The 19,972-nt window shown below is 66.4% G+C and carries 16 protein-coding genes; 4 read left to right on the top strand and 12 right to left on the bottom strand.

The features are described from left to right. Nucleotides 1–47: 47 nt before the first annotated feature. Both sucD and sucC read right to left on the bottom strand, forming a co-directional pair. A complete protein-coding gene (sucD, locus tag ASE64_RS06660) occupies nt 48–935 on the bottom strand; it encodes a succinate--CoA ligase subunit alpha (RefSeq protein ID WP_055777923.1) in 888 nt (295 codons plus the stop codon). Between the two features lie 34 nt (nt 936–969). Beyond that, nucleotides 970–2,133, bottom strand: a complete 1,164-nt coding sequence (sucC, locus tag ASE64_RS06665; RefSeq protein ID WP_055777926.1) for an ADP-forming succinate--CoA ligase subunit beta — start codon at nt 2,131–2,133, stop codon at nt 970–972. A 257-nt stretch (nt 2,134–2,390) separates the two neighbouring features. Here sucC and ASE64_RS06670 point away from each other — a divergent pair, with 257 nt between their 5' ends. Both ASE64_RS06670 and ASE64_RS06675 read left to right on the top strand, forming a co-directional pair. Beyond that, nucleotides 2,391–3,947, top strand: coding sequence for a hypothetical protein (locus ASE64_RS06670; protein WP_156351686.1), 1,557 nt, complete (start codon nt 2,391–2,393; stop codon nt 3,945–3,947). Nucleotides 3,948–4,007: 60 nt separating this feature from the next. Beyond that, the gene (locus tag ASE64_RS06675; protein WP_055777934.1) at nt 4,008–4,820 is read left to right on the top strand and encodes an oxygenase MpaB family protein; all 813 of its coding nucleotides are present in this window, start codon (nt 4,008–4,010) and stop codon (nt 4,818–4,820) included. Here ASE64_RS06675 and ASE64_RS06680 read toward each other — a convergent pair. Then, on the bottom strand, nt 4,817–7,231 hold the full coding sequence (locus ASE64_RS06680; RefSeq protein ID WP_055777941.1) for an ATP-dependent helicase: 2,415 nt from the start codon (nt 7,229–7,231) through the stop codon (nt 4,817–4,819). The genes ASE64_RS06675 and ASE64_RS06680 overlap by 4 nt on opposite strands. A gap of 12 nt (nt 7,232–7,243) precedes the next feature. Next, nucleotides 7,244–8,302, bottom strand: a complete 1,059-nt coding sequence (locus ASE64_RS06685) for a glycerophosphodiester phosphodiesterase family protein (RefSeq protein ID WP_055777943.1) — start codon at nt 8,300–8,302, stop codon at nt 7,244–7,246. Nucleotides 8,303–8,429: 127 nt separating this feature from the next. Between ASE64_RS06685 and ASE64_RS06690 the strand changes: the two genes are divergently transcribed. Next, nucleotides 8,430–9,215 (top strand): Bax inhibitor-1/YccA family protein, encoded by a 786-nt coding sequence (locus tag ASE64_RS06690; protein ID WP_055777946.1) that lies wholly within the window; start codon nt 8,430–8,432, stop codon nt 9,213–9,215. Between the two features lie 13 nt (nt 9,216–9,228). Further along, nucleotides 9,229–10,368 (top strand): DUF418 domain-containing protein, encoded by a 1,140-nt coding sequence (locus ASE64_RS06695; RefSeq protein ID WP_055777949.1) that lies wholly within the window; start codon nt 9,229–9,231, stop codon nt 10,366–10,368. Here the strand turns inward: ASE64_RS06695 and guaA are convergent. The 8 genes from guaA to guaB form a co-directional block, all read right to left on the bottom strand. Beyond that, the gene (guaA, locus tag ASE64_RS06700) at nt 10,352–11,941 is read right to left on the bottom strand and encodes a glutamine-hydrolyzing GMP synthase (RefSeq protein WP_055777952.1); all 1,590 of its coding nucleotides are present in this window, start codon (nt 11,939–11,941) and stop codon (nt 10,352–10,354) included. The two genes, ASE64_RS06695 and guaA, sit on opposite strands and share 17 nt — an antisense overlap. Next, nucleotides 11,937–12,389 (bottom strand): DUF3817 domain-containing protein, encoded by a 453-nt coding sequence (locus ASE64_RS06705; RefSeq protein WP_055777955.1) that lies wholly within the window; start codon nt 12,387–12,389, stop codon nt 11,937–11,939. The genes guaA and ASE64_RS06705 overlap by 5 nt, the downstream gene beginning before the upstream one ends. A 4-nt stretch (nt 12,390–12,393) precedes the next feature. Then, complete coding sequence (locus tag ASE64_RS06710; protein WP_055777958.1) at nt 12,394–13,203, bottom strand: SURF1 family cytochrome oxidase biogenesis protein; 810 nt, start codon at nt 13,201–13,203, stop codon at nt 12,394–12,396. A gap of 14 nt (nt 13,204–13,217) precedes the next feature. Further along, nucleotides 13,218–14,663 (bottom strand): cation:proton antiporter, encoded by a 1,446-nt coding sequence (locus ASE64_RS06715; protein ID WP_055777961.1) that lies wholly within the window; start codon nt 14,661–14,663, stop codon nt 13,218–13,220. Nucleotides 14,664–14,666: 3 nt separating this feature from the next. Further along, nucleotides 14,667–15,200: a cation:proton antiporter regulatory subunit gene (locus ASE64_RS06720; protein WP_055777964.1), complete on the bottom strand. Its 534-nt coding sequence runs from the start codon at nt 15,198–15,200 to the stop codon at nt 14,667–14,669. Nucleotides 15,201–15,310: 110 nt separating this feature from the next. After that, a complete protein-coding gene (locus ASE64_RS06725) occupies nt 15,311–17,041 on the bottom strand; it encodes a glycerol-3-phosphate dehydrogenase/oxidase (RefSeq protein WP_055777967.1) in 1,731 nt (576 codons plus the stop codon). A 57-nt stretch (nt 17,042–17,098) separates the two neighbouring features. Further along, nucleotides 17,099–18,217: a GuaB3 family IMP dehydrogenase-related protein gene (locus ASE64_RS06730; protein WP_055777970.1), complete on the bottom strand. Its 1,119-nt coding sequence runs from the start codon at nt 18,215–18,217 to the stop codon at nt 17,099–17,101. Between the two features lie 34 nt (nt 18,218–18,251). After that, nucleotides 18,252–19,754, bottom strand: coding sequence for an IMP dehydrogenase (gene guaB / locus ASE64_RS06735; RefSeq protein ID WP_055777973.1), 1,503 nt, complete (start codon nt 19,752–19,754; stop codon nt 18,252–18,254). Between the last annotated feature and the right edge of the window lie 218 nt (nt 19,755–19,972).

The raw sequence follows: 19,972 nt of genomic DNA on the forward strand, positions 1-19,972 counted from the left end.
ATCCTCATCTTAGAGAAGAGAATGCCCGCCGCAGGTCGTGCTGGGGATCAGAGCGCCGCGTAGACCTCGCGCAGCAACGCGGCCGTCTCGCTCGGCGTCTTGCCGACGCGCACGCCGGCGGCCTCGAGGGCCTCCTTCTTGGCCTGCGCGGTTCCCGCGCTGCCGGACACGATGGCGCCTGCGTGGCCCATCGTCTTGCCCTCGGGTGCAGTGAAGCCGGCGACGTAGCCGACGACCGGCTTCGTCACGTGGGCCTTGATGAAGTCGGCAGCGCGCTCTTCTGCGTCTCCACCGATCTCGCCGATCATCACGATCGCCTTCGTCTCGGGATCGGCCTCGAATGCCGCGAGCGCGTCGATGTGCGTGGTGCCGATGATCGGGTCTCCGCCGATCCCGATGGCCGTCGAGAAGCCGAGGTCGCGCAGCTCGAACATCATCTGGTAGGTCAGCGTCCCCGACTTGGAGACGAGTCCGATCGGGCCCTTGCCCGTGATGTTCGCCGGGGTGATGCCCACGAGCGACTCGCCGGGCGTGATGATGCCGGGGCAGTTCGGGCCGATGATGCGCGTCGTGTTGCCCTTCTGCTTGGCGTACGCCCAGGCCTCCGCCGCGTCTTGCACGGGGATGCCCTCGGTGATGACGACGAGCAGCGGAATCTCTGCGTCGATCGCCTCGATGATCGCGTCTTTCGCGAAGGCGGGCGGAACGAAGGCGATCGAGACGTCGGCTCCGGTCGTGGAGATGGCCTCGGAGACGGTGCCGAAGACCGGCAGCTCCATGTCGCCGTGGGTCACGGTGGTGCCCGCCTTGCGAGCGTTAACACCGCCCACGATCTGGGTGCCTGCGGCCAGCATCAGAGCGGTGTGCTTGGTGCCCTCGCCGCCCGTGATGCCCTGCACGATGACCTTGGAATCCTTATTGAGGAAAATCGACATTCTTTGTATGGTCCTTACTTCTCGCGAGGAATCGTCAGAGGGAGGCGAGTTCGGCGGCCTTGTCGGCGCCCTCGTCCATGGTGGTCGCCAGAGTGACGAGCGGGTGGTTGGCTGCGGCGAGGATCGCACGGCCCTCATCGACCTTGTTGCCATCGAGTCGAACGACGAGGGGCTTCGTGGCGGAGTCGCCCAGCACCTCGAGCGCACCGATGATTCCGTTGGCCACCGCGTCGCACGCGGTGATTCCGCCGAAGACGTTCACGAAGACGCTCTTGACCTGGGCGTCGCCGAGGATGACGTCGAGGCCCGCCGCCATCACGGCCGCAGACGCTCCGCCGCCGATGTCGAGGAAGTTGGCCGGCTTCACGCCGTTGTACTTCTCTCCCGCGTAGGAGACGACATCGAGGGTCGACATCACGAGGCCCGCACCGTTGCCGATGACTCCCACCTCGCCGTCGAGCTTCACGTAGTTGAGGTCGGCAGCCTTGGCCTTGGCCTCGAGCGGGTCCGCCGCATCCTTGTCTTCGAGCGCCTCGTGGTTGGGGTGCCGGAATCCTGCGTTCTCATCGAGCGTCACCTTGCCATCGAGCGCGATGATGTTGCCCTCTTCGGTGAGGACGAGTGGGTTGACCTCGACGAGCGTGGCGTCCTCACCCGTGTAGACCTCCCACAGCTTCACGAAGACGGGAGCGACCTTGTCGACGAGCTCGGCCGGGAACTTCGCCGAGACCGCGATCGACTTGGCGGTGTCGAGGTCGATGCCCGCGATCGGGTCGACCTCGATACGGGCGAGGGCCTCGGGGCGCTCGACGGCGAGCTGCTCGATCTCCATGCCACCCTCGTAGCTGGTGAGCGAGAGGTACGAACGGTTGGCACGGTCGAGGAGCACGGAGAAGTAGAACTCCTCGGCGATGCGCGCGCCTCCGGCGACCATGACCCGCTTCACCTCGTGACCCTTGATGTCGAGGCCGAGAATCGACTGGGCGGCCTCGAAGGCGGCCTGCGGATCCTTCGCGACCTTGACTCCACCGGCTTTGCCGCGGCCTCCGACCTTGACCTGAGCCTTGACGACGGTCACGCCGCCGAGCTTCTCAGCCGCGGCACGCACCTCTTCCGGGGTGTCCGCCACGATTCCCGGAAGAACCGGAACCCCATAGCTTTCAAACAGGTCTCGTGCCTGGTATTCGAACAGATCCACGCTCATCCAATCCGCTTAGGTCTCAGCCGGGCACGGGGGTTGGTGCTCGGCTCGAAGAGTACTCCTGCGAGTCGCGGCCGACAGATTTGCTGCTCCGCCGCAGACTTTCGCCGTCTGCCACCTTACCGCCCGAACAAGAGCCCCACATGCGAGCAACGGAGACGCCTCGTCCTCCACAACCCGGCGATCGAGACCGCATTCCACGGAGGACCGACGCGCTCCCCGCTACGCGTGCCCGGTCCGAGAAGGTGATCGGCATGACACAACCACGCCGGCGCTTCGCCGCCATACTCACCGCACTCACCACGGTCGCGACGACCATCGGACTCCTTCTCTCCGGCGCACCTCCGGCGACCGCCGCCGTGTCGACCGGGCATGGGGTCGGCCATCTCGCCGAGAACGGCGTTTCGTGGATCGGCTCGTACCGGCTCGACGACGGCTCGCTCGTCTTCTGCCTCGAAGTCGGCAAGAAAGCGCCGACCGGTCACGACTATCAGTTCGTCGACTCGGCTACTCTCGGCCGCTTCACCCCTGACGACCTCGCTCGCCTGGCATACATCTCACGCACCGCCGCGCCCTCAGCCGACCCGACCGAAGCTGCGGCTGGCCAGCTCGCGACCTGGAGGATCGCGGGTCTCGACGGCCGGAGCCCGGAGTACTACGCCCAACGGGCGGGCGCCTCTGCCCAGGCCGTGCTCGATCGCAGCAGCCAGCTCCTCGCGGCCGCCGACGCTCCCTCGGGCGCATCGCGGGGTGTCATGGGCTCGGTCACGCTGACACCGGCCGACGACGACAACCGCATGACGGTCACCAGCGGCTTGACGGTCGACTTCCTCGCGAGCGGGCCGACTGCCCTGTCGGCGGGTGTCCATTCGGGCACGATGAGCCTGTCGGGTGCTGTTTTCGACGATGGCCGAGCAGAACGCACGGTATCGAACGGCGAGACCGTGTCCATCACGACGACAGGAACCGACCCGGCGTCGACGGTCGCCGCCATGGTGCGCTACAACGACCTCCCCTACGGCTCCGCCTTCACGGCCGGCCACGCAGGAGATGATGTTCAGCAGGTGCTCGTCGCTCGCCCCGGGTCCGCCTCAGGCAGCGCCACGATCCTCTCCACGGTGCCGTCGACCAAGCCGTTCCAGCCTGTCGTGAACACGAAGACCAGCAAAGCCACGGCCGCCGCGGGCGAGGCGATCAGCGACGAACTCACCGTGTCGGCGCTGGTCGACGAGAGCCGCGACGACCTCCTCCCGGGCTGGGGCGTCTACCGGCCTGCGACTCCCCCACCCGCCGGGTCGGTTCCGGCCGTCGACGAGAACGGCATGCTGCCGATTCCTGTGGTGGTCGAGAGTTCCCTCCTCGGCCCGTTCAGCGATCCCATCGAGCCCGCGGCTGAGCCGCCGGCGGGTGCTCCGGTCGTGTGCTCCGTCGAGGTGCGCATCGAGACCGGTCCCGGAAACTATCGGACTCCCGAATGCGTCCTTCCCGGCAGCGGTTACTTCGTCTGGGTCGAGCGCATCAGCCCCTCTCGAACCCCGGTCGAGCAGGGCGGCAGCCGCATCCTGCCATGGCAGTCGCCCTTCGGCACGGCGAGCGAGGTCACCTTCGTCGCCCCTCCGCCCGCGCCAGAGCTCCCGCCGGCTCCCGCTGCTCCTGCAGCGGCGCCCGTTCTCGCCGACACGGGCAGCGGCGACACCGGCTTCCTCCTCCTCGTGTCGGCCACAGCGCTCACGCTGGGAAGTCTCCTCGGCGTCGGGGTACTGTGGCGTCGTCGGCTGACGAATCACCTCGCACCGACGACGACCACCTGAGCCGACGGGGTTCCTCTCCGATCCCCGCGTCGGGTTCGGCGCCCGAGAGAGGGGAACCCCGTGGCTTCTCCCCCGTCATCCCCGCGGTCGGGCACGCTGGGCATCCGAGACATCGCCGCGGAGTCGGTGCTCGTGGGCGCCGGGGGTCGAGCCATCCTGCTGCAGCTCGCGAACCCGGCGGTGGGACGCGGGGTGGCCGAGCACAGCGACTTCGCGGCACGTCCCCTCGATCGGCTCGTGCGCACGCTCGACTACGTCTACACCGTCGTCTATGGCACGCCCGAGCAGATCGACGCGGTCGTTCGGGCGGTCTCTCTGGCACACGGGCCGGTGCGCGGGGTGGAGGACGGCACAGCCCCGTCGTACTCCGCGTTCGACCCGCGACTTCAGCTGTGGGTCGCGGCCACACTCTACGACTCGGCGATCGACATGCACGAACGCGTATACGGGCCACTCGATGATGCATCCGCGGAGCGGATCTACCAGGACTACGCGGTGCTGGGAACGGCGCTCCAGGTTCCGCCGCAGATGTGGCCCGCGGATCGGGCTGAATTCCGTGCCTACTTCACGCACGAACTCGCGACGCTGCATACAGACGAGACGACGAGGCGCGTCGCGTCCGCGCTCCTCCATCCCGTCGCTGCGCCGCGCTGGCTCCGAGCGGCAATGCCACTCGCCCGATTGGTGACAGCGGGGCTCCTCCCACCGGAGATCAGAGAGGACTTCGGTCTGCCCTGGTCCGCGGCGCGCCGACGCCGCTTCCAGGCCATGATGTGGGTCGTCCGCCTCATCTATCCGCGGCTGCCGCGCGCGCTTCGCCACCTGCCCCGCAACCTGGCGCTGCGGCCTACGAGGCACCGTGGCAAGGCCTAGATCTTCTCGATGGGCGCGATCTTGATCAGCAGCTTTTTGGCTCCGGCGCCCTCGAACATCACATGCGCCACACGTTTCGTGCCCTCGCCGGTGACCTGACTCACCCGACCCTCGCCGAAATCGCTGTGCCGGATGCGGTCGCCGGCCGCGAGCTCGAGGTCGCCGTTGTCGCGCACCTTGTTGGTGATCGTGTTGGCCCACTCTGCTTTCGGACGCGGCGGAAGCGGAGGGAAGTCGCTGGTCGACTGCGAGCCCGTCGACCCCCACCCCTGCCGCGACGAGCGATTCGCGTTGAGGGCGCGCGGCTGAGTTCCGCCGCGAGAGGTGGCCATGCCAGGAGACTGCACCCATTCGATCAGTTCGGCGGGGATCTCCTGCAGATACCTGCTGGGCATCGCGACGGCGGTTTCGCCGTATTGAGCGCGGGTCATGGCGAGAGACAGATAGAGACGCTTGCGAGCACGGGTGATGCCCACGTAGAAGAGGCGGCGCTCCTCTGCCGGTCCGCCCGGCTCGTTGGCGGACATGCGGTGCGGCAACAGATCTTCTTCGATGCCGGTGAGGAACACCGCCTCGAACTCGAGACCCTTGGCGGTGTGCAGGGTCATCAACGACACCGTTCCGCTGGAGTCGTCGAGGTCGTCGACCGCCGCGACCAGAGACACCTCGGTGAGGAAGTCGACGAGCCCGCCGTCAGGGTTGTTCTTGCCGAACTCTTTGGTGACCGCGAGGAGCTCCTCGACGTTCTCGGCACGCGCCTCGTCTTGCGGGTCGCGCTTGGCTCGGAGTGCGGTGAGATAACCGCTCTTCTCGAGCAGGAGGGCGAGGACGTCGAACACGGGGGCCGGGCCCTGTTCGCGCTCGGGGTCGATGAGTTCGGAGGCTTCGTCGAGCAGCCCCGCCAATTGCAGGATCGCGGATGTGACCTTGGGCCCCAGTCCGAGCGAAGCTGCGCGACGCATGGCCTCGCGGTAGGTGATCTCGTTGGCTTCGGCGAAGCTCGCGAGCTGTGTTTCGGTGGCCGGTCCGATGCCGCGCTTGGGGCTGTTGAGGATGCGCCGGAGGGCCAGCGCGTCTTGCGGGTTGGCGACGGAGATCAGATACGCCATCACGTCTTTGATCTCTGCGCGCTCGTAGAACTTCGTACCGCCGAGCACCCGATACGGCAGGGCCGATCTGATGAAGATCTCTTCTAGGGCACGCGTCTGCGCGTTCGTGCGATAGAAGACGGCGATGTCTTTGTAGGCCGTTCCCGCGTCGTGCAGTTTGGCGATCTCGTCTGCGACGAATTGCGCCTCGTCGTGGCCCGAATATCCCGTGTAGCCGAGAATCCTGTCGCCGTCGCCGATCGCGGTCCACAGCTTCTTGTCTTTGCGATCGAAGTTGTTCGAGATCACGGCGTTGGCTGCGGAGAGGATGTTCTGCGTAGAACGGTAGTTCTGTTCGAGCAGAACGACCTTTGCACCCGGATAGTCGCGCTCGAACTCGACGATGTTGCGGATATCGGCTCCGCGGAACGCATAGATCGACTGGTCGGAGTCGCCGACCACGGTGAGCGAAGCGCCCTCGACGGGCGGCTGGCCGGGGTCGACCGACCCGGGCGACAGGGTGAGCTCGTGGATCAGCGAGTACTGCGCGTGGTTCGTGTCTTGGTACTCGTCGACGAGGATGTGACGGAAACGGCGTCGATACTGCTCCGCTACACGCGGGAAGGCGCGGAACAGGAAGACGGTCTGGCTGATGAGGTCGTCGAAGTCGAAGGCGTTGGCCGCCTGGAGACTTCGTGTGTACTGCCGGAAGATCTCGACGAAGAGAGCTTCTTGGGGGTCGGCGAAGTTCGCCGTGCGGGCATAGCTCTCGACGTCGGCGAGCTCGTTCTTGAGCTTCGAGATCTTGGCCGAGACGGAGCCGACGGTGAAGCCGAAGGTATCGGCCTGGAGCTCTTTGATAATGCGCTTGATCAACACACGGCTGTCGGCCGAGTCGTAGATGGTGAAGCTCTTGGTGAAACCGAAGTTCTCGGCCTCGCGGCGCAGGATTCGCACGCACGCAGAGTGGAAGGTCGAGATCCACATGCCCTGGGACGCCTGCCCCAGCAGCTGTTCGACGCGCTCGCGCATCTCGGCTGCGGCCTTGTTCGTGAAGGTGATCGCCAGGATCTGGCTCGGCCACGCCTCGCGGCTCTCGATCAGGCTCGCCACTCGGTGGGTGAGGACGCGGGTCTTGCCCGACCCCGCACCCGCGACGATGAGCAGCGCGGGGCCACGGTATTCGACCGCCTCTCGTTGCTCGGGGTTGAGGCCGTCGAGCAGATCGCTCTGCGTGGCTTCCGGCCCCTGGCCGTCGAGGATGACGGGCTTCAGGCTCGCGGTGCCGGAATCGGTCGAGGGAAGGTCGAAGAGGCTTGTCATGTCGGCTCCAGTTTAAGCCGAACCTCCGACAGTTCCCCGCGCCCGCGAGGATGCCGCGACGGCGTCTCGGGCGGCGACCGCAAGGTCTGCATGATCGGCGAATACCCCGTCGACACCGGTGGCGAGAATCAGCCCGAAGTCGCTCTGCCAATCGCCGAAGCCCGAGGAGCCTCCTGCTCCCCGGAAGGCACGGTCGAGAAACCTGTTCTCGGGCCGCAGGGTCCAGCAGTAGATCTCGAGTCCCGCGTCGTGCGCGGCCTCAACCAGCGCCGACGACACCCTGCCCGAATCCGGGTCGGTTCGAGGCAGGATCATCTGCCTGTCGACGCTGATGCCCTCGAGGTCGCGCCGCAGCATCCGAAGACCGTCGCCGGTGAGGAACGACGCGTAGCTGTCGGCCATCGTGCCGAACCGGGCGATCAGGTCGGGCGGCGAGCCCGCCGCTTCGAGCAGAAAGACGTTCTTCGAGCGGATGCCCCGACTCCTCAGCTGGTCGAGCACCGTCTTCTCGAACGATTCGACGGTCAGCCGGCCGTCACCCGAATTCCACCCGGCATTCGTCAGCTCCTCCGCAACCAGTTCGTCGAGGGCGAGGCCGATGGACTCGAAGTAGGCGGCGTGCTTGATCTCGGCGACCAGGCCGATCGACCGGCCGGACTCGTCGCGGGTGTCGTCGAGCAGGTCGAGCAGCTCCGACAGACGCATGATGGGCGACTGCAGATCGAACGACGCGCTGGAGTGTCGAATCGTCGGCAGACGCTCCCGAGCGCGCAGCGTCGACAGTTCGGCCCAGGTGAAGTCCTCGGTGAACCACCCGGTATGCCGAATACCGTCGATGGTCTTGGTTGTGCGGCGCGACGCGAACTCGGCGCGGGAGCCCACGTCGGTGGTTCCCGAGATCTCGTTCTCGTGCCTCAGCACGAGAACTCCGTCTCTGGATGCGACGATGTCGGGTTCGACGGCATCGGCACCGAGCGCGATGGCCAATTCGTACGACGAGCGGGTGTGTTCGGGACGGTACCCCGGCGCGCCCCGATGTCCGATGACGAGAGCAAGACGGGGTGCGGTCACGCCACCACGGTAGCCGGAATCGACTCCGCCCTGCGCGAAAACCCTGCGAAACGACCGCATTCACGGGCACGGTTCCGCCCATAACCGGTAGATTTGAACTCCGTCCACCTACGTACAAGAGGAACTCATGCCGTCGGCGAACCCCGCGTTCACACGCAACCCTGTCTTCAACGGAAAGGGTGCGGCTGACGCTGCGCCCACGATGTCGAGCACTCAGCTGCAAGATCTCTACGAGCGCCCGTCCGCCACCCCGGCCGACACCTCGCGCATGACCTATGACGACACCATCGTCAAGACGGCGTTGATGTTCGTCGTGCTTCTCGCGACAGCCGTCGTCGGGTGGGTGGTGCCGGGTGTCTGGATCGCCGGTGCGATCGTCGGACTGGTTCTCGGACTGGTCAACTCGTTCAAGCGCGAGCCGTCTGCGCCGCTGATCCTGCTCTATGCCGCAGCGCAGGGCCTCTTCATCGGTGGCATCTCCCAGTTCTTCGAGCAGCGCTTCGAGGGCATCGTCGTTCAGGCCGTGCTCGCCACCCTTGCGGTCTTCGGAACCACCCTGGCGCTCTTCGCCAACGGCAAGATCCGCGCGTCCAAGCGCGCGACCAAGATCTTCCTCATCGCGATGATCGGCTACGCGGTGTTCTCGCTTCTGAACTTCGTGCTCATGATCGCCGGGGTCTTCCCGGCAGACAACATGTTCGGCGCGCGTTCCGGAATCTTCGGAATCATCATCGGCGTGCTCGCCGTGATCATGGCGGCCTACTCGCTCGTGCTCGACTTCGACTTCGTTCAGCGCGGCGTCAAGGCGGGCGCTCCCCGCAAGTACGGATGGTCGGCGGCCTTCGGCCTCACCGTCACGCTGGTGTGGCTCTACGTCGAGCTGCTCCGCCTGATCGCCATCTTCCGCAACTAGCCTCACGCGCAGCGTGTCGACACACGACAACGGCGGGGCCGTCCTTCGGGGCGGCCCCGCCGTCGTCGTGACCCCAGACGGCGTCACGCGCATCCCCGGGCTGGACGCCGCGCGAGGGCTCGCCATCCTGGGCATGCTGGCGGCGCACACCCTTCCCGGCGACGGAGATGCCTTCTACGACGGGCGCAGCTCGATCCTGTTCGCCACGCTCGCGGGCATCTCGCTCGGTCTCATGACGGGCGGCGAGCATCCGATCGCCCGCGCGGCGGCCGGTGGGGCATTGCGACGCCGAGCCCGACTCTCCATCGCCATCCGGGCCCTTCTCCTCATCGCCCTCGGCCTCGGCCTGTGGCTGCTCGAGACGAATATCGCGATCATCCTCGACTCCTACGGCTTCCTGTTCCTCGTCTGCGTGCCGCTGCTCTTCGCGAACCGCTGGGCACTGGCCGCCGGGGCCCTCGTCTGCGCCGTGATCGGCCCTTCCGTGATCGACGCGATCGGCGGGGCGACCTCGTGGGACGGGCCCCTGCCTGTCTCCGCCGAGAACCCGCTGTCCATTCCGCTTTCCTGGCTCGACTCGTACTATCCCGCGCCCGTCTGGCTGGCGTATGTTCTCGCCGGCCTCGCGCTCGCCCGATTCGGTGTCGCCCGGGCTCGAGTGCAACTCGTGATGATCGTCGGAGGCTTCGCGGTGTCCGCCCTCGGGTACGGCCTGTCGAACGCGTTCGGCGATCCCGTCGTGGCGCACACCGACACGACGATGGAGGCGATTTCGTCGGGAGCGCTTGCCATAGCCGTGATAGGCCTGCTCGTCGCGGCTGTCGGGCGTGTGCGCGGGGCGGCAGGGCGCAGGCTCATTCGCCCGCTGACCGCGGCGGGAGCGATGCCGCTCACCATCTACACAGCGCAGGTCGTCGCCATCGCGATCGTCGGGGCGCTCTTCCCTGACGCACACGACGACGCATTCTCTTGGGCGCTGTTCCTCGGGCTCGCCATCGGCTCGCTCGTGTTCGCCGTGGTCTGGCGGGTGCGTTTCACGCAGGGGCCGCTCGAGTGGCTCTTCGCACGCCTGACGCTGCGCCGACCGTGGAGAGCTCCACGGGGCGCAGCGGGCTCGGATCAGGTGAGTCCGAGCGCTACTCCCACTCGATAGTTCCCGGGGGCTTGCTGGTGACGTCGAGCACGACGCGGTTGACGCCGGCGACCTCGTTGGTGATGCGGTTCGAGATCCGCGCCAGGAGGTCGTAGGGCAGACGAGTCCAGTCGGCGGTCATCGCATCTTCGCTCGAGACGGGTCGCAGCACGATCGGGTGACCGTAGGTGCGTCCGTCGCCCTGAACACCGACGGAGCGCACGTCGGCCAGGAGCACGACCGGGCACTGCCAGATCTCGTCGTCGAGACCGGCTGCGGTCAGTTCCGCGCGCACGATGGCGTCGGCCTGACGAAGCAGCTCCAGCCGCTCCCAGGTGACTTCTCCGACGATCCGGATGCCGAGGCCGGGTCCGGGGAACGGCTGGCGCCCCACGATCGCCTCAGGAAGACCGAGCTCACGCCCGATGGCGCGCACCTCGTCTTTGAAGAGAGCTCGGAGCGGCTCGACCAGTTCGAATTGGAGGTCCTCGGGAAGTCCTCCGACGTTGTGATGGCTCTTGATGTTCGCCGTGCCGGTTCCTCCACCGGATTCGACGACGTCGGGGTACAGAGTTCCCTGTACGAGGAACTTCACGGGCTCACCGTCGGTCGCCGCCGCTTCGAGCACGAGCGCTTCAGCCGCGGCCTCGAAGCTGCGGATGAACTCCCGACCGATGATCTTGCGCTTCTGCTCGGGGTCGGTGACGCCCGCAAGGGCATCCATGAACTGCTCGCGAGCATCGATGGTGATGAGCCGCACGCCGGTCGACGCGACATAGTCGATCTCGACCTGCTCGCGCTCGCCCTGGCGCAGCAGACCGTGGTCGACGAAGACGCACGTGAGCTGGTCGCCGACTGCCTGGTGCACGATCGCGCCGGCCACCGACGAGTCGACGCCGCCGGAGAGGGCGCAGATGACCTTGCCGTCACCGACCTGCTCCCTGATCAGGGCGACCTGATCGGTGATGACGTTGTTGCTCGTCCAGTCGGCAGGGATTCCTGCCGTGTCGTGCAGAAAGTTCTCGAGCACGCGCTGCCCGAACTCCGAGTGCTTCACCTCGGGGTGCCACTGCACCCCGTACATGCGTCGCTCCTTGGAGCCGAACGCGGCGACGGGGGTAGACGTCGTGCTCGCCAGGACCTCGAAGCCCTCGGGCGCCTTCGAGACCGAATCGCCGTGGCTCATCCAGACGGTCTGCGACTCGGGCTGACCGCCGAGGAGCGATCCGCCCTCACCGGTGACCGTCATATCGGTCGAGCCGTACTCGCGGAGCCCCGTGTTGGCGACCTCGCCGCCGAGGGCGCGTGCCATGACCTGGAAGCCGTAGCAGATGCCGAACACCGGCACTCCGAGGTCGAAGATCGCCGGGTCGAGCTCGGGCGAGCCGGGCTCGTAGACGCTCGACGGGCCACCCGACAGCACGATACCGACGGGAGACTTGGCGGCGACCTCCGCGGCGGTGATCGATGACGGGACGACCTCGGAATAGACGCTGGCCTCGCGTACCCGACGGGCGATGAGCTGGGCGTACTGGGCGCCGAAGTCGACGACGAGGACAGGCCGGGACTGGCTGTCGGGGCTGGGCGTGCTAATGGGTGACCTCCACGGGGGCGGATGCGGACAGCTCGGCCTCGCGGCCGGCCAGGTACGTCTTCACTTCGCGGGCGATTCTGACCTCGAGGAAGAAGGAGAGCAGCGGCACGATGCCACCGAGAGCGATGAGGACGAACTTCCAGAAGGGCCAGCGCATGCGGCTCCAGAGCTGGAAGTCGGCGAAGAGGTAGAGCACGTAGAACCAGCCGTGCGCGATCAGGATTCCGGTCGACAGGTTGACGGCCGTGACCGTGCCCTCGGGCACGAGTGCGAGGAAGCCCTGCGGACCGCCCAATTCGAGTTCGACACCGAACGCGGGGATGTACTTGAGCACGACCTCGAGGCACAGAAGCAGCAGCATCACGCCGGTGATGACCGAGGAGACCTTGTACAGCTTGACCGCGCTTCGAATGCGCGGAAAGTCGCGGGGTTTGGGTTCGAGGGCCATGTCTCTAGTGTATTCCGTGCTCGACGAGGCTCCGGTCGTCGGAGTCGCTCTCGGCTTCCTCGAGCTCTTCCAGCTCGCGCTCCCAGGCGTCGCGCGCGAGGCGGTACCAGAGGAACACGGCGAAGCCCGCGAAGATCACCCATTCGGCCGCGTAGAAGATGTTGAGCCAGTTGAGCTCGACCGACCGATCCGGCTCAGGGGCGGCGATGAGTTCGAGTCCGGCGGGAGCGGTGCTCGAGATCACGTACCCGCCGTAGACGTCAGTCGAATCTGTCAGCGCCGTCCAGATGTTCACCAGGGCGGCGGGGCTCATGGTCGTCAGGTCGTACGAGCCGCCATGCGAAGAGTCTGCGTCGTCGACGGTGGGCGCATCGGGGTCGACATAGCGACCCTCGATCGCCACCGGGGTGGATGCGCGGGGCTGGGCGGCCAGACGCTCGCGTACGGCGACGGCCGACTCGCGGTCGGGGGCCCAGCCGAGCGCCACGGCGAGAGCAGGACTGCCGGGTTCATCGACCGCGAGGTGCGCGATGACCCAGTATCCCGATTGCTCTCCGTTCAGCCTGTCGGCGAGGATCCCGTAGTCGGCGGGTTCGAAGATGCCCTGCGTCTGCACTCTCTGCGCGGCCTCCACCGCGAGCACCGGCTGCTGTGGAGAGGCGACATCCGACAGGGGCTTCACGATCTCCGTGGGCCGGTCGTCGACTTGGCCGCTCGAGACGGCACGCTCGAGCTGCCACTGGCCGAGCCCGGCGAAGATCGCCGCGATGGCGAGGGCGAGTACAAGGGCGGCGATCCATCGCGGTCGCCGCATCACGCTGAACAGAGTCAATATTCGCTGTCTCTCTCGCGGGGTTCGCGATCACGGGAGCCCAGATCGTCGGACTGGCGCATGGCCTGTTCGATCAGGGCATCGACGTCGCCCGTCACCGGCTCGTGAGAAGTCGCCTGAGCGCGCGGCGTGGTGTCGAGTGTGGGCTCGGATTCATCGTCGGCCCTGGGCAGCGACACGTCTTGTCCGGCTGTGACGGCGGCGACGAGCGCGATCTCTTCGTCGAGCATCGGGTCGCGGCTCTTCTGCCTGACTTTCGCCTTCGCCGAAGCCGACCTGGGGCGAAGGATGAACGACGAGATTTTCTCGGAGTTGGCGGCGAGGATCGGCCCCATGATGGCCATGATCAGCACGTACAGTCCCGCGAACGGCTGGATGCGTTCGTCGAGTCCCGCAGACAGAGACAGCGTCGCGAGGATGAGGGCGAACTCGCCTCTGTTCTGCAGGATCACGCTCGCGTTGATTCCAGCTCGGGGACCGAGCTTGTTGAGCCACGCGACGAACTGCCCCGCTCCCGCGTTCAAGACCACGGTCATCAGCACCGCGCCGAGGACGGGAACGATCACGGGAGCGAACTTCGTGGGATCGAGACCGAGCCCGAAGTTGAGGAAGAAGAAGGCCCCGAACACGTCGCGCAACGGGATCGCGATGTGTTCGATGCGGTTGCGATACCGGGTCGCGCCCAACACGAGACCGATCAGGAACGCGCCGATCGCATCCGTGACACCGAGGATCTCGCCGATGCCGCCGAACATGATCGCCAGACCGAAGAAGAGGATCGTGAAGAGCTCGTCGTCTTTCGTGCGGAACAGCCGCGACACGAACCGGCCTCCCCATCGCGCCACCGTGAACATCACGATGAGGAAGAGGAAGGCGATGCCGAGCTTGCCGACGACAGGCCAGATCTCCGTCTCTCCAGACAAGACGACAGACACGATCGCGAGGTAGATGGCGATGAAGATGTCTTCGACGACGGTGACCCCGAGGATCATCGGCGTCTCGGGATTGGCCAGACGCTTGAGCTCGATCAGCAGCTTGGTGACAATGGCGCTCGAACTCGTCGCGGTGATGCCGGCGACGATGAGCGCTTCGCGCGTTCCCCATCCGAGCATGAACCCGAACGCGAACCCGGCCCCCATATTGAGCGCGATGTACGAGCCGCCGGAGATGATGAGCTTGCCCGCGTTTGAGAAGAACTCGTCCTGATCGAACTCGAGACCGAGGTTGAACAGCAGCAGCACGAGACCGAATACGGCCATGAGTTCGATGTACTCGGTATGCACGAATTCGAGCGGGAAGAGGTGGAAGTTGGGGCTCGCCAGAAGACCGACGGCCATGTAGATCGGGATCGCGGGCAGACCGATGCTCTTGCCGAGCCGGCCAAGCACATACGCGATGACGAAGAGGGCGCCCAGAATGAGGAGATCGGGCCCGAAGTGCATCGCCTAGCGCCCGGGAGAGCCGTCGGCGGCGCCGCGCTTGGAGCGCATCTCGCCCGTGCGGAAGAAGTTGAACGCCTTCGCGACCTTCTCGGGAGACCCCGCGACGACGAGCGTGTCGCCAGGAAAGACCTTGAAGTCGGGCGCGGGCGCGGGGTTCGCCGATTCGCCGCGGACGACGGCGACGACGGTCAGACCGACGATGTCTCGTTCGGCCGTGTTGCCCAGGGGCTGGCCCGCGATGTGGTCTTCGTAGTCGACGGTGAACCAGTCGATGCTGAGACCTGGAATCTGGTCGAGGGCCGTCAGCGACTCGGTGATCTGCGTGCCGCCCAGGAGCTCGGCGAGCGTGCGCGCTTCGTCTTCGCTGAGCCGGAGAGAGACCTTGGCCGCGTCGGACGTGTTGTCTTCGTCGGAGAACGTGATCAGGTCGCTGTGTCCCGAGCGATGCGCGATGACGCCGACCTTGCCGCCGTCTGCCGTCACGAAGGTGTGCAGCACACCCACGCCCGGCAGCTTGACCCGTCGGACATCGACCATGACTGAACTCCTCGGGTAGCTTGACGATCGGGCGTAAGACCTCAGTCTACCGGCGCTCGGATGACGTCGTCCGTTGCCGACCGCCTCATCGGAGCAGCCCCTCGTCGGGGCTACACCTCTGCTGCGATGTCGGGGGCCTCGAGCCGGATGCGATCGGCCGACTCGTCGTCGGGCTGCTCCTGGCTCGCACGCTCCGCCGCGACCCGGCGAAGGTAGTTGGCGATCTCGCGCTCGATCCGAGCCTCGTCCCAGCCGAGCACCCCGGCCATGAGTCGGGCCGCCACAGGCGCCGCTGACACTCCCCTATCCCATGCCTCGATCGAGATGCGGGTTCGACGAGCGAGCACGTCCTCGAGGTGCAGAGCTCCCTCGTGGCTCGCGGCGTACACGACCTCGGCCGCGAGGTAGTCGTCGGCACCCGGCAGGGGCTCGGCGAGTTCGGGGTTCGACGAGATGAGATCGAGCAGTTCGTCGGTCAGCGTTCCGAAGCGGTTCAGGAGGTGCTCGATGCGCGCCGTGTGCACGCCGAACTTGCGGGCTATCTTGCTGCGCTTGTTCCACGCGGCCTGGTAGCCCTCGGCGCCGAGGAGGGCGATGTCTTCGGTGACGCTGCCCGCGATCTTGCCATCGAGGGCCGACACGGCGGCGTCGATCGCGTCTTTCGCCATGACCCGGTAGGTGGTCCATTTGCCACCCGCGATCACGACGAGGCCGGGCACAGAGTGAGCGACGAGGTGCTCTCGAGACAGCTTCGACGTCTGATCGCTCTCACCGGCAAGAAGCGGCCGGAGCCCCGCGTAGACGCCTTCGACGTCGTCGCGGGTGAGCGGCACGTTCAGAACCGTGTTGACGTGTTCGAGGACGTAGTCGATGTCTGCCGCCGTCGCAGCGGGGTGGGCCTTGTCGAGGTGCCAGTCGGTATCGGTCGTGCCGACGAGCCAGTGACGGCCCCACGGAATGACGAACAGCACGCTCTTCTCGGTGCGCAGCAGCAGACCCATCGACGACTGGAAGCGATCACGGGGCACGACGAGGTGGATGCCCTTCGATGCGCGCACCTTGAACTGTCCGCGTTCGCCGACCAGAGCCTGGGTGTCATCGGTCCACACACCCGTGGCGTTGACGACCTGCTTGGCACGGATCTCGAACTTCTCGCCGGTCTGCAGGTCGTGGGCGTGCACGCCGACGACGCGCTGGCCCACCTTGATGAATCCCTCGACGCGAACGCGGCTCGCCGCGTGCGCCCCGTAGAACGAGGCCGTGCGCACGACGCTGGCGCCATAGCGTGCGTCGTCGACCTGAGCGTCGTAGTACGTGATTCCCCCGATGAGCGCATCGTGCGCCATGCTCGGGATCGCCCGCTGGACCTGACCGCGGGTCAGATGGCGGTGGTGCGGAACTCCGGGCGGACGCCCGCCCGTGTACGAGAAGAGGTCGTAGAGCACCATGCCCGCGCCGATGTAGAAACGGTCGATGAAGCGGCGCTTGAGCGGAATGAGAAAGCGCACGGGCTTCACGAGGTGCGGCGCGATGCGCTGCAGCAGCAAGCCGCGTTCGATCAGAGCCTCGCGAACGAGACGGAAGTTGAGCTGTTCGAGGTAACGCACTCCGCCGTGGACCAGCTTCGACGACCGCGAACTCGTGCCGCTCGACCAGTCGCGAGCCTCCACGATGCCGACCCGCAGACCACGGGTGGCCGCGTCGAGCGCCGCACCGGCGCCGACGATGCCGCCGCCTACGACGAGGATGTCGAGCTCTTTGGTCTTGAGCGCCTCGATTGCTGCTTCGCGCTCTTCGGGTCCCAGCTTGGCCGATCGGGACACGTTGTTCGTTTCAGCCATCGTCAGGCCTCCTCGTCTCAAGAGAATCGGTGGCCTCAGTTTACCGGGGTCGAGTGGCTAGTGGGCGAGATACGGAGCGACCACGACATCGATGCGCTGGAACTCCTTGAGATCGGAGTACCCCGTCGTGGCCATCGAGCGGCGGAGCGCACCCATGAGGTTCGCCGTGCCGTCCGCGACCGGCGAGGGTCCGTTGAGGATCTCTTCGAGCGGAGCGACCTGTCCGACGTGAACGCGGTTTCCTCGCGGAAGCTGGGTGTGGTGAGCCTCGCTGCCCCAGTGGTAGCCACCGCCAGGAGCGTCTGTGGCGCGAGCCAACGCGGTGCCCAACATCACGGCGTCTGCTCCGACCGAGATGGCCTTCACGATGTCGCCCGAGGTGCCGAGGCCACCGTCTGCGATGACGTGCACGTAACGGCCGCCCGACTCATCCATGTAGTCGCGGCGAGCGCCGGCGACGTCGGCGACGGCGGTGGCCATCGGCGCGTGGATGCCCAGGGTGGCGCGAGTGGTCGAGGCGGCTCCCCCGCCGAATCCGACGAGGACACCGGCAGCCCCGGTGCGCATGAGGTGCAGGGCCGCCGTGTAGGTGGCGGCACCGCCCACGATGACCGGAACGTCGAGTTCGTAGATGAACTTCTTGAGGTTCAGGGGTTCTGTGCTCTTCGAGACGTGTTCGGCCGAGACCGTCGTACCGCGGATGACGAAGAGATCGACTCCGGCGGCGACCACGGTCTCGTAGAGCTCCTGGGTGCGCTGCGGCGACAGAGCGGCGGCGACGGTGACTCCGGCGGCGCGGATCTCGGCGAGGCGGGCCGTGACGAGCTCGGGCTTGATCGGTTCCGCGTAGATCTCGCGCATGCGTGCCGTGGCAGAAGCCGCGTCGAGCGAGCGGATCTCTTCGAGGATCGGCTCCGGATTCTCGTAGCGTGTCCACACGCCCTCGAGATCGAGCACCCCGAGACCGCCGAGCTGCCCCATTCGGATCGCCGTAGCCGGCGAGACCACGGAGTCCATGGGTGCCGCCAGAACGGGCATGTCGAAGTGATAAGCGTCGATCGTCCAGTTGATCGACACGTCCTGCGGGTCGCGGGTGCGCCGCGAGGGCACCACCGCGATGTCGTCGAACGCGTAGACACGACGGCCCCGCTTGTTGCGGCCGATTTCGATTTCCATACTCACCCGACAACCCTACCGGTCGAGCGAGAGGCTACCTGCGGTAGTTCGGCGCCTCGACGACCATCTGCACGTCGTGGGGGTGCGACTCCTTGAGACCGGCCGCGGTGATGCGAACGAAGCGGCCCTTCTCCTTGAGCTCCGCGATCGTGCGCGCACCCGTGTAGAACATCGACTGACGCAGGCCTCCCGCGAGTTGGTAGGCGACGCTGGCCAGCGGGCCGCGATACGGCACCTGGCCCTCGATGCCCTCGGCGATGAGCTTGTCGTCGCTCGGCACATCCGACTGGAAGTAACGGTCTTTGGAGTACGACGTCTTCTCGCCGCGGGTCTGCAGCGCTCCGAGCGAGCCCATGCCCCGGTAGTTCTTGTACTGCTTGCCATTGACGAAGACGAGATCACCGGGGCTCTCGTCGCAGCCGGCCAGGAGCGATCCCAGCATCACGGTGTCGGCACCGGCGACCAGGGCCTTCGCGATGTCGCCCGAGTACTGCAGGCCACCATCGGCGATCACGGGGATGCCGTGCGGCTTGGCCGCGAGCGACGCCTCGTAGACGGCCGTCACCTGGGGCACGCCGACACCCGCCACGACGCGGGTGGTGCAGATCGATCCGGGGCCGACGCCGACCTTGATCGCGTCGGCACCGGCATCCACCAGAGCCTGGGCGCCCGAGCGGGTCGCCACGTTGCCGCCGATGATGTCGACGGCCTCGAACGCGCTGTCGCGCTTGAGGCGACGAATGATGTCGAGCACTCCTGCGCTGTCTCCGTTGGCGGTGTCGACCACGATCACGTCGACGCCGGCCTCGAGCAGGCTCGTGGCACGCTGCCAGGCGTCACCGAAGAAGCCGATGGCGGCACCGACCCGCAGACGTCCGGCTGGATCTTTCGTGGCGTTCGGGTACTTCTCGCTCTTGTCGAAGTCCTTGACCGTGATCAGGCCCGTGAGGCGGCCCTGCTCATCGACGATCGGCAGCTTCTCGATCTTGTGCTGAGCAAAGATGGCGATGGCGTCGTCGGGGTCGATGCCCTGTCGCCCGGTGATGAGAGGAGCCTTCGTCATCACGTCGCGCACGAGCGTGGTGGCCTTCTCGAAGGGAGACACGAAGCGCATGTCGCGGTTGGTGATGATGCCCACCAGCACACCCGCTTGATCGACGACGGGCAGACCCGACACGCGGAAGTGTCCGCAGAGCGCGTCGACCTCGGCGACGGTGGCGTCGGCCGTGGTGGTGACGGGGTCGGTGACCATGCCCGACTCGCTGCGCTTGACGAGGTCGACCTGGCTCGCCTGATCGGCGATCGACAGGTTGCGATGCAGAATTCCGAGACCACCCTGGCGGGCCATCGCGACGGCCATGCGCGACTCGGTGACCGTGTCCATTGCAGCGCTGAGAAGAGGAGTGGCGACTTCGATGCGACGTGTCAGCCTCGAAGAGGTGTCCGCTTCGCTCGGAATGACGTCTGTGTGTCCCGGCAGGAGCATCACGTCGTCATACGTCAATCCGATAAAACCAAAGGGATCCGCCTGGTCCAAATGACACCTCGCCTCGTAGAAAATTTCTCTTGTCAAGAGTAACGGTTAGGCGACCGCGATATTCCGGTGTAAGAAAGTACCTGCGCGCCCCGAGGTTTCCTCTCTGTCGAAACATGGAGGCAACAAACGGGCGCTATGTTCTAGCAACGTCGCTCGACCATAGATAACGGAGCCCGGTTACATCCGAGGCTTCCCACAGGAGGTGCACCCTTGCTCGC

This window comes from Agreia sp. Leaf210, assembly GCF_001421485.1.
Classification (GTDB): domain Bacteria; phylum Actinomycetota; class Actinomycetes; order Actinomycetales; family Microbacteriaceae; genus Agreia.

Bases quoted from the DNA above. Each gene is read 5' to 3' on its own strand.
- sucD (WP_055777923.1), bottom strand. From the start codon at position 935: ATGTCGATTTTCCTCAATAAGGATTCCAAGGTCATCGTGCAGGGCATC.
- ASE64_RS06670 (WP_156351686.1), top strand. From the start codon at position 2,391: ATGACACAACCACGCCGGCGCTTCGCCGCCATACTCACCGCACTCACC.
- ASE64_RS06680 (WP_055777941.1), bottom strand. From the start codon at position 7,231: ATGACAAGCCTCTTCGACCTTCCCTCGACCGATTCCGGCACCGCGAGC.
- ASE64_RS06690 (WP_055777946.1), top strand. From the start codon at position 8,430: ATGCCGTCGGCGAACCCCGCGTTCACACGCAACCCTGTCTTCAACGGA.
- ASE64_RS06705 (WP_055777955.1), bottom strand. From the start codon at position 12,389: ATGGCCCTCGAACCCAAACCCCGCGACTTTCCGCGCATTCGAAGCGCG.
- ASE64_RS06710 (WP_055777958.1), bottom strand. From the start codon at position 13,203: ATGCGGCGACCGCGATGGATCGCCGCCCTTGTACTCGCCCTCGCCATC.
- ASE64_RS06715 (WP_055777961.1), bottom strand. From the start codon at position 14,663: ATGCACTTCGGGCCCGATCTCCTCATTCTGGGCGCCCTCTTCGTCATC.
- ASE64_RS06720 (WP_055777964.1), bottom strand. From the start codon at position 15,200: ATGGTCGATGTCCGACGGGTCAAGCTGCCGGGCGTGGGTGTGCTGCAC.
- ASE64_RS06725 (WP_055777967.1), bottom strand. From the start codon at position 17,041: ATGGCTGAAACGAACAACGTGTCCCGATCGGCCAAGCTGGGACCCGAA.
- ASE64_RS06730 (WP_055777970.1), bottom strand. From the start codon at position 18,217: ATGGAAATCGAAATCGGCCGCAACAAGCGGGGCCGTCGTGTCTACGCG.